Origin of the sequence: Lysinibacillus sp. FSL M8-0216, assembly GCF_038595555.1 — a bacterium.
GTDB lineage: Bacteria > Bacillota > Bacilli > Bacillales_A > Planococcaceae > Lysinibacillus > Lysinibacillus fusiformis.
The window spans coordinates 1,470,634-1,484,288 of record NZ_CP152007.1; the positions used below are offsets into that span (position 1 = coordinate 1,470,634).

General features: G+C 37.6%; 17 protein-coding genes. 12 read left to right on the plus strand and 5 right to left on the minus strand.

The window, feature by feature from the left end; genetic code table 11:
* Window positions 1-60: 60 nt before the first annotated feature.
* The 5 genes from MKX57_RS06895 (at window position 61) to MKX57_RS06915 (ending at window position 3,057) form a co-directional block, all read left to right on the plus strand.
* The gene (locus MKX57_RS06895) at window positions 61-234 is read left to right on the plus strand and encodes a hypothetical protein (protein ID WP_170844153.1); all 174 of its coding nucleotides are present in this window, start codon (window positions 61-63) and stop codon (window positions 232-234) included.
* A 34-nt stretch (window positions 235-268) separates the two neighbouring features.
* Complete coding sequence (locus MKX57_RS06900) at window positions 269-514, plus strand: hypothetical protein (protein WP_089986610.1); 246 nt, start codon at window positions 269-271, stop codon at window positions 512-514.
* 51 nt (window positions 515-565) lie between these two features.
* Window positions 566-745 (plus strand): hypothetical protein, encoded by a 180-nt coding sequence (locus tag MKX57_RS06905; protein ID WP_089986609.1) that lies wholly within the window; start codon window positions 566-568, stop codon window positions 743-745.
* Window positions 746-951: 206 nt separating this feature from the next.
* A complete protein-coding gene (locus tag MKX57_RS06910; protein WP_089986608.1) occupies window positions 952-1,482 on the plus strand; it encodes a hypothetical protein in 531 nt (176 codons plus the stop codon).
* A 15-nt stretch (window positions 1,483-1,497) separates the two neighbouring features.
* Window positions 1,498-3,057, plus strand: a complete 1,560-nt coding sequence (locus MKX57_RS06915; RefSeq protein ID WP_008174299.1) for a flotillin family protein — start codon at window positions 1,498-1,500, stop codon at window positions 3,055-3,057.
* A 39-nt stretch (window positions 3,058-3,096) separates the two neighbouring features.
* Here MKX57_RS06915 and MKX57_RS06920 read toward each other — a convergent pair whose 3' ends face one another.
* Complete coding sequence (locus tag MKX57_RS06920) at window positions 3,097-3,642, minus strand: GNAT family protein (RefSeq protein ID WP_090001278.1); 546 nt, start codon at window positions 3,640-3,642, stop codon at window positions 3,097-3,099.
* Window positions 3,643-3,657: 15 nt separating this feature from the next.
* Window positions 3,658-4,482 carry a methyl-accepting chemotaxis protein gene (locus MKX57_RS06925; protein ID WP_342550871.1) on the minus strand — a complete coding sequence of 275 codons (825 nt, stop codon included), beginning with the start codon at window positions 4,480-4,482 and terminating at the stop codon, window positions 3,658-3,660.
* Between the two features lie 293 nt (window positions 4,483-4,775).
* On the opposite strand from MKX57_RS06925, the gene MKX57_RS06930 reads away from it, so the two are divergent.
* The 3 genes from MKX57_RS06930 (at window position 4,776) to MKX57_RS06940 (ending at window position 7,192) form a co-directional block, all read left to right on the plus strand.
* Entirely contained in the window at window positions 4,776-5,978 is a 1,203-nt protein-coding gene (locus tag MKX57_RS06930; protein ID WP_043989735.1) for an MFS transporter, read from the plus strand.
* Between the two features lie 20 nt (window positions 5,979-5,998).
* On the plus strand, window positions 5,999-6,724 hold the full coding sequence (locus MKX57_RS06935; RefSeq protein ID WP_175445515.1) for a sulfite exporter TauE/SafE family protein: 726 nt from the start codon (window positions 5,999-6,001) through the stop codon (window positions 6,722-6,724).
* Between the two features lie 303 nt (window positions 6,725-7,027).
* On the plus strand, window positions 7,028-7,192 hold the full coding sequence (locus MKX57_RS06940; protein WP_164908686.1) for a hypothetical protein: 165 nt from the start codon (window positions 7,028-7,030) through the stop codon (window positions 7,190-7,192).
* A 162-nt stretch (window positions 7,193-7,354) separates the two neighbouring features.
* Here MKX57_RS06940 and MKX57_RS06945 read toward each other — a convergent pair whose 3' ends face one another.
* The 3 genes from MKX57_RS06945 to MKX57_RS06955 all read right to left on the minus strand — a co-directional run bounded on the left by MKX57_RS06945 (window position 7,355) and on the right by MKX57_RS06955 (window position 9,272).
* Window positions 7,355-8,137, minus strand: coding sequence for an SDR family oxidoreductase (locus MKX57_RS06945; protein ID WP_008174288.1), 783 nt, complete (start codon window positions 8,135-8,137; stop codon window positions 7,355-7,357).
* A 147-nt stretch (window positions 8,138-8,284) separates the two neighbouring features.
* On the minus strand, window positions 8,285-8,887 hold the full coding sequence (locus MKX57_RS06950) for a hypothetical protein (protein WP_342550872.1): 603 nt from the start codon (window positions 8,885-8,887) through the stop codon (window positions 8,285-8,287).
* Window positions 8,888-9,023: 136 nt separating this feature from the next.
* Complete coding sequence (locus MKX57_RS06955; RefSeq protein WP_004232564.1) at window positions 9,024-9,272, minus strand: ferredoxin; 249 nt, start codon at window positions 9,270-9,272, stop codon at window positions 9,024-9,026.
* A 106-nt stretch (window positions 9,273-9,378) separates the two neighbouring features.
* Between MKX57_RS06955 and MKX57_RS06960 the strand changes: the two genes are divergently transcribed.
* The 4 genes from MKX57_RS06960 to MKX57_RS06975 all read left to right on the plus strand — a co-directional run bounded on the left by MKX57_RS06960 (window position 9,379) and on the right by MKX57_RS06975 (window position 13,549).
* The gene (locus MKX57_RS06960) at window positions 9,379-10,407 is read left to right on the plus strand and encodes a helix-turn-helix domain-containing protein (protein WP_342550873.1); all 1,029 of its coding nucleotides are present in this window, start codon (window positions 9,379-9,381) and stop codon (window positions 10,405-10,407) included.
* Complete coding sequence (locus MKX57_RS06965) at window positions 10,408-11,850, plus strand: ATP-dependent DNA helicase RecQ (RefSeq protein ID WP_342532386.1); 1,443 nt, start codon at window positions 10,408-10,410, stop codon at window positions 11,848-11,850. It begins immediately after the preceding gene.
* A gap of 86 nt (window positions 11,851-11,936) precedes the next feature.
* A complete protein-coding gene (locus MKX57_RS06970) occupies window positions 11,937-12,647 on the plus strand; it encodes a LysM peptidoglycan-binding domain-containing protein (protein ID WP_008180442.1) in 711 nt (236 codons plus the stop codon).
* 146 nt (window positions 12,648-12,793) lie between these two features.
* Window positions 12,794-13,549 (plus strand): metallophosphoesterase, encoded by a 756-nt coding sequence (locus MKX57_RS06975; protein ID WP_342532387.1) that lies wholly within the window; start codon window positions 12,794-12,796, stop codon window positions 13,547-13,549.
* Window positions 13,550-13,655: the final 106 nt, after the last annotated feature.

Sequence of the window (13,655 nt, forward strand, 5' to 3'; positions counted from 1 at the left end):
TTGGGTCATTGTTAGTTATTCATAAATAGATTAATTAATGTGAAAAAATGAGGTGTTTTAATGGAGAAGTTTTTAGTTAAAGAGTTCGCATCCGAAATAGTTGAACAATCGAAAGGCAGAATAAGTACGATAGATGCAGAAGCATTGGCGATTGTTTATATAGCAAAAATGAAATCTATCCATCCACCCTATAGCTTAAGAAAAATCCTTCAAAAAGGGGTACACAACCTTTAGTACATATTTATATCTCATAAAAGGAGGCCTACATATGAATGCAATTAATAAAGATGAAACAGAAGGTACACTAGATACTAATTTTATAGAAGTTCTGTATATGCTTAATCAAGGCAGGGGGATTGAAGATGAACAAAATTTTAGGGAATGTTTGAATAAATGTATAAAACTTCAAGTAGGTTTATTAAATTCTATTAAACTTGTTGAACGGACATATTTTGAATTACATAATAAAAATGAGCTTACTCATTTAGCATTAAATGCAGAGTCCAACACTTAATTGCTGTTACAACTAGTGAATTGTATTCATTTAATGAAGGGAATGAGTTAAATGAACATAGTAAAAAACGATAGAACAATTGCTTTAAAGGTTGATAGCTATGCAATGGCATTAGGTTATCAAGAAATGGGCGAACTAAATCTACTTATTTCAATGGAGATGGATCATTTAGAGTGGGAGGCGCATAAAATTATAGAAGGTTTATTAAAAAGGGTAAATGAATACATATAGGAAAGCTAGAGGAATAAAATTGGCGTTTTCAATAACTCTGAAAAACCAATCGTTACTTAACATACAATACAACTTGATTTTTACATAATGTGTTGGAGCATAGTCCATGTATGCTCCTTTTTTAATTGAAAAATTAAGAAAATTTTTGAAACTTTTCCTGAGTGACATCCGTATAGTAGGTAATATGATGAAAAGGGGTGAGCAACTTGACGCTATTTGGCTATTCACTCGAGCAAATCTTTTTGGTGGTTTTGATTTTTGCTGGTCTTGCCACAATACTAGTTATGTTTTTTGGTGATGCAGTCGAAGGTATTGGGGAAGGACTGCCCATTTTTAATCCGAGTGTCATTCTTTCTTTCATTACGTTGATGTCTGCAGCAGGATTTATTTTAGAAAAACTAGCCTGGTTGTCTAGCGTTTGGAACATTATTGCTGCATGTATCATCGGTGCTATTTTAAGTACTTTATTTTATTTATTTATTCTCGTTCCACTACGGTCAGCGGATGTTTCATTGGCTTATACGGAAGAATCACTAGGTGGGCAATTGGGCAAAGTCATTGTACCAATTCCTGTAGATGGGTTTGGAGAAGTTGTTATCGAAACAACAAGTGGTATGATTTCGAAACGGGCAACAGGTTACGATAATGAAGCCATTGACTATGATGAAACAGTCCTTATCGTGGACGTGAAGGAAGGTACACTTTTTGTTAGAGCATATGAGAAAAAATTTGTCTAAAGGAGAGATATGTCTATGTCTTTGTCAATCGATATTCTAATTGTTTTAGGAATTGTAGCATTTGTATTAATTGCACTAGTAGGTTTATATGTAACAAAATATAAAACAGCAGGTCCGGATGAAGCACTGATTGTGACGGGTAGCTATCTCGGCTCTAAAAATGTACATAAAGATGAGTCGGGCAATCGCATAAAAATTATTCGCGGTGGCGGTACATTTGTATTCCCTATTTTCCAGCAAGCAAAGCCATTAAGTTTACTATCTAGCAAATTAGAAGTAACAACGCCTGAAGTGTATACGGAGCAAGGTGTTCCTGTCATGGCTGATGGTACAGCCATTATTAAAATTGGTGGTTCTATTTCAGAAGTTGCGACTGCAGCAGAGCAGTTTTTAGGAAAGCAAAAGGCAGAGCGTGAAGGGGAAGCACGTGAAGTGTTAGAAGGTCATTTACGTTCAATTTTAGGCTCCATGACGGTTGAGGAAATTTATAAAAACCGTGATAAATTCTCACAGGAGGTTCAACGTGTTGCTTCACAGGATTTAGCTAAAATGGGTCTTATCATTGTTTCCTTTACGATCAAGGATGTACGTGATAAAAATGGTTATTTAGATTCACTCGGTAAACCGAGAATTGCACAGGTAAAACGAGATGCTGATATTGCAACAGCGGATGCGGAAAAAGAAACACGTATTAAACGTGCAGAAGCATCGAAGGAAGCGCAAAAGGCAGAGCTAGAGCGTGCGACAGAAATTGCGGAAGCGGAAAAAGAAAATCAATTAAAGGTTGCTGAATTCCGCCGTGAGCAAGATATTGCCAAAGCGCGTGCTGACCAAGCCTATGAGCTCGAAACAGCTCGAGCTAAACAGGAAGTGACGGAGCAAGAAATGCAAATTCGCATTATTGAGCGTCAAAAGCAAATTGAATTAGAAGAGAAAGAGATTTTACGTCGTGAGAAGCAATATGATTCTGAGGTGAAGAAAAAGGCTGACGCTGATCGTTATGCGGTGGAACAAAATGCCGCAGCTGAAAAAATGCGAGAGCTTGCTCAAGCAGATGCAGAAAAATACCGTATCGAATCTTTAGCTAAAGCGGAAGCAGAAAAAATCAGATTAGATGGTCTTGCTAAAGCGGACGCAGAACGAGCACAAGGGGAGACAGAGGCAGATATTATTCGCCTTCGTGGTCTTGCGGAAGCTGAAGCTAAACGTAAAATTGCTGAAGCCTTTGAATATTATGGTCAAGCAGCTGTACTGGATATGGTTGTGCGTATGATGCCAGAATATGCAAAAGAGCTAGCGAGCCCACTTGGTAATATCGATAAGATTACTGTCGTTGATACTGGTGGTGGAGAAGGTAGTGGCGCCAATAAAGTAACGTCTTATGCTACTAATTTAATGTCTACACTACAAGAAACGTTAAAAGAAACTTCTGGTATTGATGTGAAGGAACTGATTGAAAGTTATGCTGGTAAGCATACATTGCGTCCGGAATTAGAGCAAATTGCTCTAGGGCTTGAAAAAAAACAAACAGCGGTTGAAGCTGAGGAAACGAAAGAAACAGTGGAACAACCATAAGTAAAAGCGACCTGATGATTCATGCATCAGGTCGCTTTGTTATTTTTGTTGCTGCCACTCACTTAGAAGCATGCCATATACAACATGATCTACATAATGATCATACAGCCATTCTGCTGCTCGGAGGGTGCCCTCTTTTATGAAGCCGAGGCGCTCAGGGATAGCGTTGCTTTTTTCATTGCCAACAGCCACTCGAATTTCTACTTTGTGAAGGTGTAATGTTTCAAAGGCATATTGTAAAAGAGCTTTTACAGTTTTGGTCATAATGCCATGCCCCTGTGCACCTTCACTAAGCCAGTAGCCAATCGTACCGATTTTATTAGTAGGATGAATAGTATTGAAGCCAGCGATGCCGACAATTTCATTTTTAAAGAGAATGACAAGAGAAAGGCTATTATTAGCTTCATGCCCCTTGATACAGCCTTCAATATAGGCGATTGTATCTGCTACTTCCTTTGTATAATCCAACCATGGTAGCCATTCCTTTAAATGCTTTCTTGAAGCATCGGTTAATGCAAAAACTGCCTCTGCATCCTCTAAGGTAATTGTACGTAAAGATAAATCATCGTTAATGTAAATTTCCATCTCATCACCTCATTATTATTTTAGGGCATCATGCATGAAGCCTTTCATCTCTCGGCTTAGCACTGTCAGCTCTTCGATAATTTCGCTAAAATCCTGTACGAGCTGTGCTTGCTCATTCGTTGCATCATTGATTTGACCCATATTTTGTTTTAAATTTTCAAGATTTCTATTAATATTTCGTAAGGAAGCTTCGATATTTTCGGTTGCGCTAGACGTCTCAAAGGACAATTTTCGAACCTCCTGTGCCACGATATTAAAGCCAGCACCATGTTGCCCAGCTCGAGCCGCCTCAATGGAAGCATTTAATCCAAGTAAATTGGTTTGGCGAGAAATACTTTTAATTAGATCAGTTACGTCATTTGTTTTTTCCGAATCCTCTAATGCATTTTGTGCCTGCTTATTAATTTCCTCACTCGTAGCCGCTAATTCCTCTGAATGTGAAGCGATTGTATGTACTTTATCTTGAAGATTGTTAACGATATTGTCCATTGTACTCATATAATCTTCGAGTTTTAGTTCATTATCAATAGGTAGTCCGAAAGCCAATGCTCCTACGACTTGACCGTTTTCACGAATGGGGAAAGAAAAAGCATTGATGGCTACACCGTATACATCCTTAGGAATGACCACATCTGCATTTTGTCCAGTAAAGGCAATGTAAACATTTTGATCATTGGCATTTACTTTTTGTCCATCCTGGTAGCCTGAATCCACACGTTTACCTGCTAAATATTTGATGACTGTTTCACTTTCCTTTTCAATGACAGCAACAATAGCTTCTTGTTTTAATGCTAGATGAATATAAGGTGCTGAAAGGGCTAAAGCTTCAATAATTTTCATAAAATTTCCTCCAAGTCTAGTCAATGAAAAATGGTTGGCTCATCTGTTTTCAATATGACAATGGTGCTAGATGATTACTTTTAATGTAGCACAATATTTGCCAAGTCAAAATAGCAAATTCTATTTTTATTTTTGTTGAAACTAGAAAATGTCTCTTTTTTTACTGTCAATGTAAATTAGTCATTTAGTGCCAAAAGATAGGGGAAGTTTGTCCATTTTTTGACGAAGAGGTGTGTTTTTTATGGAATATTGTATTAGAATAATAGATGTGTAGTAATGAAGGAGAGATTTTCATGGAATATATACAAAAGGGGACGAAGTCGTTTCATAAAGCTAATTGGGCTTTGTTTTTAGCAGGCTTTATTACGTTTGCAAATTTATATAGTACGCAACCATTATTGCCAACCTTCGCGGAAGTGTTCAAAGTATCACCAGCCGTTGCTAGTTTATCTCTTTCAGTAACGACCTTAGCTTTAGCGGTGAGTTTAGTCATTGTTGGATCATTATCAGAGGCATGGGGAAGGAAATCGTTAATGACCATTTCGATTTTTGCTGCTTCTATCTTTACACTTGCGCTAGCATTTTCTCCTAATTTTGAAACAATAATTGTGCTACGAGTATTGCAGGGTATTGTTTTTGCAGGATTACCTGCCATCGCTATGGCCTATTTGGGAGAGGAAATGGAGCCAGCAAGTTTAGGGGTTGCCATGGGCTTATATATTAGTGGAAATTCAGTAGGCGGTCTTAGTGGCCGAATAATTATCGGCACATTAACGGACCACTATAATTGGCATATCGGGATGTTTATACTAGGGGGAATTAGTTTACTTGTGAGTGTGGTGTTCGTCTGGATATTACCAGGCTCCAAACATTTCAGCCCCCGTCCCTTACAAATAAGGGCATTATCCAAAACTCTTTTTCAGCATTTGAAGGACCCTTCGATGCTTTGTCTATATGGAATTAGCTTTGTTTTAATGGGGAGCTTTGTCACTCTTTATAACTATATAGGCTTTAAATTAATGGCACCCCCCTATAATCTAAGCGCCACAATTGTTGGCTGGATATTTGTTATATACTTAGTCGGCACATTCAGCTCAGCGTGGTTTGGCAGTTTAGCTGACCGTTATGGGCGACAGCGCATGCTATTACTAGCGATTGCCATCATGTTTGCAGGCGCCATCATGACGCTTCATAGTTTTCTATCTTTAAAAATAATCGGGATCACCGTTTTTACCTTTGGCTTTTTTGCAGCTCATTCAATTGCTAGTGGCTGGGTAAGTAAACGGGCATCACATGATAAAGCACAAGCGTCCTCCCTCTATTTATTTTTTTATTACTTTGGCTCTAGTGTTGGAGGAACTGTAGGTGGGCTATTTTGGATGAAATACGGTTGGGTAGGTGTCATAGCAATGATTGCCTTATTTTTAATAATTGCTTGTGGCCTATCATTTTTATTAAAAACTATTATTACTAGACAAAGAATTACAACCACTTAATGATGTGAGGTGTTGTTTTGCTGGAATTAACGTTTTATTTTTTTATTATTTTTACCGCAGCCATTTTGCAAACAAGCACGGGATTCGGCTTCTCTATTATGGCTACACCATTTTTACTGTTGCTTTTCTCACCACCACAGGCGATGCAATTGAATATTATTTTATCCCTTGTTATTTCATTTTCGTTGCTATGGAAGGTTAAAAAAGATATTGAGTTCGCGTTGCTAAAAAAGATTATGATTGGGAGTATTGTAGGCGCACCTGTTGGTAGTCTTTTATTTGCCATCGTGGATGTCACTACATTCAAGCTGCTCATAGCAATTCTTTTAATTGGGTTAACAATTTTGCTGATAAAGAACCTTTCCATTCAACAAACAAATGGAAGAGATTATGGTGTTGGCTTTATATCAGGGATGTTTACAACAAGTATTGGGATGGCTGGACCGCCACTGCTCCTCTATTTTGCAAGCACACATAAAAAGAAAGAAACGATTAGGGCAACGTCATTAGCTTATTATATTTTTATTTATTTGATTAGCTTACTATCACAATTAACAATCGAAGGTACAAGTAAAACCGTTTGGCTCTATAGTTTATATGCCTTGCCGATTGTTTTGATTGGTCTGATAGTAGGACAACTATTATTTCGCAAGCTCAATCAGAAGCTATTTTTAACATTTATTTATGTACTATTAGTTGCCTCTGGTATTATGCTATTTATACAATCCATTTGGGCGATGCTATAAACGATAAAAAGGATGGAGAGGCTTAGTCTTCCATCCTTTCACACTGTAGACAAACTCTCACTGAATTTTGAGATTGCCTACAGTCTTTTTTCTTTTACCATGAAACGAAGTAAAGCTGCTGATTTCCACTACGGGCGGACACTTTCCGCGGGCGGAGTTGAGCTGCTTCCCTCGCTCTGCTCAGTCCAGGATCTCAACTTCCCGCTTTTCCCGCAGGAGTCGCCGCCTTTCGTTCCAATCAATTTTTTACATAAAGAACTCCCTTTCATATGTTATTAAAGTGTACTTTTGAGGTGATCAACCATGACAAAAAATCAAATCCATGAGCGTCAACAATTAGAAATGTTAACGATTGATCAATTTCAAAGTTTATTTAGCGAAAAAGCTAGAGGCTGTTATGTAATATTGGAAAACTATATGTGGAAGAGACCGAACATTAACGCCATTCTTAGCACTCCTATGAAATAAATCAAATCTATGTAAAGCTGAGCTTTTGCAGCCATGAATTTAATGAAATTGCCTTAAGAAAGATACTCCGTTCGAAGAGTGTTTTACACAAAGTTTCAAACATGAAAGTAGGAAGATAAATGAAAAAAGGATGGAAGAGACCTAGTCTTCCATCCTGCTTTATTAACCCATAATATTGTAGCCTGCGTCGATGTAAATAGTTTCTCCAGTGACACCACGTGATAGGTGAGAGAGCATAACAATTGTCATATCGGCTACTTCATCTTGTTGAACATTTCGTTTTAAAGGAGCTGTTTCCTCGATTTTGTGTAAAATTGTATTAAAGGAAGGGACACCTTTTGCAGCAAGCGTACGAATAGCACCGGCTGAAATAGCATTTACGCGAATATTGTTTTGACCAATATCAGCAGCAAGATAGCGCATAGAAGCTTCTAATGCAGCCTTTGCTACACCCATCACATTATAGCCATCAAGCACTCGTTCCGCACCTAAGTAACTCATTGTAACGATAGAGCCACCCTCTGTCATATACGGATGAGCTGCTTTGGCTGTTGAAATTAGAGAGTAGGCACTTGTATCTTGTGCAAAAGCATAGCCTTCACGTGTTGTTTCTAAGAAGCGGTTGTGTAAATCTTCAGCATGAGCAAATGCTACTGAGTGGACAATACCGTGAATAACGCCAACCTTTGAGCCAATTTCATCAAATGCTGCTTTTGTACTTTCATCACTATTAACGTCACATTGAACAACAAGGGAATCAGTTTGACCAATATTGTCTAATTGTTTTTGTAATTTTTTCAATGAGCGTTCTTGACGATAAGTGAAAATAACGTTTGCACCTACATCAAATAAACGTTTTGCAATGCCCCATGCGATACTACGATCATTCGCTACACCCATGACAACAATATTTTTATCTTTTAATTGTAATAAATTATCCATCATTATGAAGAACTCCTTTGTGAGATAATATCTGTTATTAGTACCAACTACTAAAATCTTATCATACATAAAAAACTGTTGCAATAGAGTAGCCGATTATCGGGCAAAAAAATTCATCTCTTCTATGTGAGAGACGAATTAAAAAGCAACCTAAAGAGCTATATAATCTTCATACATATCTACTGCTTGATAAACAGCACTATTGATAGTGATTCTAAAGCAATTTTGGCTACGAATGGTTTGGGCAAGAATTTTGATGGCTCTTGTTTGGTCTCTATGGAAAGGAGTGTTGTCCGTTTGAAACCCATCATCTAAATATGCAAGAAAATAAGGTTTATCTTCCTGCGAATTTAATAAATCTGCCTCAGTACTCTTTCCAACGGTCTTATAAACCCATAAATCAATGGCATTTCCTAATTGGAATGCAGCAAAATATTGTAAATCATCATTATTACAATGAGTTATTTTTTGAATTATTTGAATTTTTTTGAGCTCTTCCAGCAAAAATGTATTGATAGAGTAGTATATGGCCTTAGAGGGATTGAGTATCAGTTCATCGGTATGCTGAGATTTTAAAAATACCCAATTATTTAAAACTATGGCCCATGAATCGAGTGTATTTAAACATTTAGCATAAACCTGTGGAAAAATCATTTGCCATTTTGCCGCAAGATTTTTAAATTGATCAATATGGTCTTGATCGATATGAAATAAACTATGCTCTACTTGTAACTGCTCAAACATCATCATCATTCCTCCAATAGATTGGTCCGTATAGAAAAGAGCTATATGATGGATTATCATGTTGCAAAAGGTAGCAAAATATTTCATTCAAAAGAAAAGGCACCCATTGAAGGATGCCTTTTGGGTATACATACAAATTAAAGGACTATTCGAATTTTAATGAGTCACCATCAAAAGTTTCATCTGCTACTTTGATAGAGTCAGTTGGACACCCTTCAAATGCGTCTTGCATATCCTCTAATAGATCTTCTGGCACTTCAGCAGTTCCCATGTTATCATCTAAAATAACGAAGGCAATACCTTCATCATCATAATCATAAATGTCTGGCGCTGCGGCTCCACATGCGCCACAAGCGATGCATGTATCTTTATCAACTATTGTGTATTTAGCCATTTTTTTCTCTCCTTTAACGATGTTCCTACAAAGCTTCATACTCATTTTAAAGATGTTTATCTTACATTTCAACTTAAATACTATTAAATTGGAGGAATTTGCGTCAATGTTTCATCAAATTCTATTGCAAATCTTTCAAAAACTCAATACGGAACGGACGATTTCGGCTGCCTACCATGTCCTGAGAGGAAAGCGTTCAGGTCAGACCATTCAAGACATTGGCCTTTTTCAATTGCATCAATATTTTGGCTTATTACCTAAACTACCACGGACTACCTTTGATGAGGCTGTAACGTTATTTATGCAATATAGTTGGTTAAAAGTGCAGGATTCTGGTCATTTTCACATGGAAAAGCTAGGTTTACAGAGAGCACAACAAACGCCAACATTTTTCTTTGATGGATGGCATTATCGAGGAAATGAGCATGTGTTTTTTGCACGTCTTTCATTAATTGTGCAAAGTTTGTCACATCAAACTGCAGATGTTCGTTCTTTTTCGCCCATCAGTAGAGATCCTGCGATTCAAACTTGGGTGCGATCCTTTTTGCAGGATCATCATTACCTACAAGGTCATTTACAACAACAATTATTAGACGAATGTACCAGTGCGCTAAAGAATCTTCCAGTTTCAGATGGTAGCAAACAGCTTGTCCTTTACCGTTTAAGTGGATATCGCTTACCTGGATGGACATGGCAACAGCTTGCCGATAAACGGAAGGAAACTGTGCTGGATAGTCAATTAGCTTTTATTGAAACACTACATATATTATTAAACGAAGTGCAACAAAGCAATGATTATCCAATGCTTAAACAAGTGGCACAAGGACTAAGAGTGAAAATATTGCTAACCGATTCTGCACAGCAAACAGCACAATTATATGAACAAGGATATTCAATTGAACAAATAGTGAAAATAAGAAAGCTGAAACAAAGTACTATTGAGGACCATTTTGTGGAATTAGCGATGTATGAACCGAACTTTTCTATTGGTCCATTCGTCTCATATAAGGAAGCTGAAAAAGTTTGGCAGGCATCGAAGCATTTTCAAACGAAAAAATTGAAAATCTTATATGAGGCTTTAAAGGAATTGAGTTATTTTCAATTAAGGCTTGTCCTTGCGAAGGGAGAAGTATAAATGGAACTAGAAGAACTATTGCATAAACATTTTGGTTACTCATCATTTCGACCAGGGCAAAGGGAAGTCATTGAAGCAATACTTCAAGAGAAAGATGTAATGGCCTTATTGCCCACAGGAATGGGAAAATCATTGTGCTATCAGCTCCCGGCCTACATTTTAGATAAACCTGTGCTTATCGTTTCTCCATTGCTTTCTTTAATGCAAGATCAGGTAGAGGAATTGAAACGTTTTGGAGAAAAGAGGGTTGTCGCCTTAAATTCCTTTTTATCTCTCACTGAAAAACGGTATGTATTACATTATTTAGAACAATATCGTTTTATTTTTACCTCTCCAGAGATGCTACTTCAACAGCAGGTGCAAGACAAATTAGCGCAAGTGAAATTAGGTTTAATCGTAGTGGACGAGGCTCATTGTATATCACAATGGGGTTATGATTTTCGACCAGATTATTTACGGATAGGTGAGTGGCTATCAAGGCACAATCGACCTCCACTGCTAGCACTATCCGCGACTGCAACAAGTAAGGTCATGCAAGATATTCGGGAAACATTATCGTTAAAGGAACCATTTGAATTTATGTATAATGTGGATCGGCCAAATATTCATTTAGGACGCATTGTTCTAGAGGATAAGGCAGATAAAGCGAGCTGGCTTATGCGACATGTCAAAGAAACTGCTGGCCCAGGAATACTGTATGTTTCCTCACGCAAACGAGCGCAACAATATAGTGAGGCATTTTTACAAGCGGGTATTCGTACTGCAGCCTATCATGCAGGCTATGGGGCGGAGGATCGCCAATTTATTCAGCAGCAGTTTATTGATGGCGAATTGGACTGGATAGTGGCAACAAACGCTTTTGGTATGGGGATTAATAAACAAGATATTCGTCAGGTCATTCATGAATCAATGCCTGCTAATATTGCAAATTATATGCAGGAAATTGGTCGAGCAGGTCGAGATGGTGAGTCTGCGCTTGCCATTTTACTCTATAGTGATGGTGATGAAGAGCTAGCGAAGTTCGTTGTTACGGGTGATCTTCCGAGTCCACAGTATGTTGATCGCTATGAGGAACTCATTTCCCAGCAGGTACTGCCAGCACAGATGTTAAAAAATGGGGAACTAGGTGAGACGGCATTTCGTGTGTTAGACTATTGGATGCAACAAGAAACGAAGGAGCAAGTAAAGGCTCGACTAAATCATTTAGCCCTAGAAAAATACCATGCAGTCGATGAAATGTTGAAGATTATACAGACAAAAGACTGTATTCGTGAACATCTTGTCGGGTATTTCGGGCAAAAATTGCAAAAAAAACCGGAAAACTGTTGTGAAAACTGTGGAATCCATTATGATGAAATCAAGAAAGAACGCTTAACAGCCGAGAAAAAAATAGAAATGATTTCGTGGGAACGTCGATTGCAGCAACTTTTACTGGGTAATTAGACTAAATCTGACGGTCATTTACTTTTTTCGTAAAATTCGTCATAATAGAATGACAGAAAGCGTAGTAAGGTTTGGGGGAAAGACGAATGAGTAAAGAAGATTATCGCGATAAAATAGAAGAACATCGACAATCATTTGAAGATGAGCAAAACGAACAGCAAACATTGTCGAGAGTTTCCAGAATGAATAAAAATGGAGATAAAAACAAAAAGCCAAAAAATCCGAAACGAAGAACACCGTTAATGACTATACTTTTTGTGATATTTATCCTTATCCCATTAACTATTCTTGTTTATTTTTGGAAGTTCTACGAACCAGGGAAATCAATAGAGCAAGCTGAGAAGGACTCAGCTGAACAGGTCGTCGAAATGGATTCTTCAGAGGCTTCCGCATCTGACAAAGACAAAAATAAAGACAAAGGCGATCAAGCTGATCAAAAATCAAACGAGCCATCTAAAGAAGATGCTGATAAAGTAACGGCAGATCAAAAAGAAGCTGAGGCAGCGAAAAAAGCACAAGAGGCAAAAAATGCTGAAGAAGCACGTAAAGCTGAAGAAGCAAGAATAGCTCAGCAACAGGCAGAGGCAGCGAAAAAGGCTGAAGAGGCTAAAAAGGCAGAAGAAGCGAAACAAAATGCTAAAGCAAGTACACACACTGTCAAAGCAAATGAGAACTTATTCCGTATTGCATTAAATCATTATGGTGATGGTAGTGAAGCGACTTTAGCTAAAATTCGTGCTGCTAATGGTATGTCTTCAAATACCGTTATGGTTGGGCAAGTAATTAAACTTCCTTAAATAAAAGCCATATAATGGTCATATAGTTTAGCAAGTATAAAATAAAGGACAAACGTTCACACCAAAACGTACGTCTGATTTAGCAAAAAGACGATTCTTCATAAGAAACGAATCGTCTTTTTGCTGTCGTAAGGAGAAGTGAGAGAATGCTTTATATAGGGCTATTGCTTATCATAGTGGTCATCTTTTTGCTTTATATGTGGAAGGTGGCGCATGAGAACAATGTTTTACATCACCAGCTATTATTAAAGGGAGAGCCGGAAAAGGTACGTTTATTTTTTATTTCAGATGTTCATTTGCGTAAAATTAATAAAAGAATGATTGCACAGCTAACAGAACACTTTGATGCGGTCATTATTGGTGGAGATTTAGCAGATAATCGCACACCCATTTCACGTATTCATGACAATTTACAATTATTAACCTCCATTGGACCAACTTATTTTGTATGGGGAAATAATGATAGAGAAGTGGGAGAAGATCGGCTGAAGAGTATTTTGCAGAAATATCATATTCAAATTATTGTCAATGATGCGGTGCTGTTACCTATGAAAAACCGCTTCTGGCTTAGTGCAATTGAGGATACAACGATTAAAGAATATAGCTTTGAAAAAGCCTTTAAAAAAGTTGGAGAGCGTGATCTAGTTGTTTTTATTGCGCATAATCCAGAGGTTTTTGCAAAAGTCCGGGCTAAGTACCGTGCTGATTTAATGATGGGAGGACATTTACATGGAGGGCAGATTCGATTTGGTCCATATGGTGTCCATCCTAATGGTTCTTATCGAGAGCGAGATGGTGTCATGACTTTAGTAAGCAATGGTTATGGTACTACATTATTGCCGATGAGACTTGGTGCCAAACCACAATGTCATATAATCGACATCGATATTTCAAGTAAATAAACAAACAAAACTTGCTAGAAGGCGTATAATATAAAGGAATCGTCTATTTTCATAATGGATGTAAGCAAGGAACAGCCACTAAAGCTGTCCAAATTCGATTGGAGTG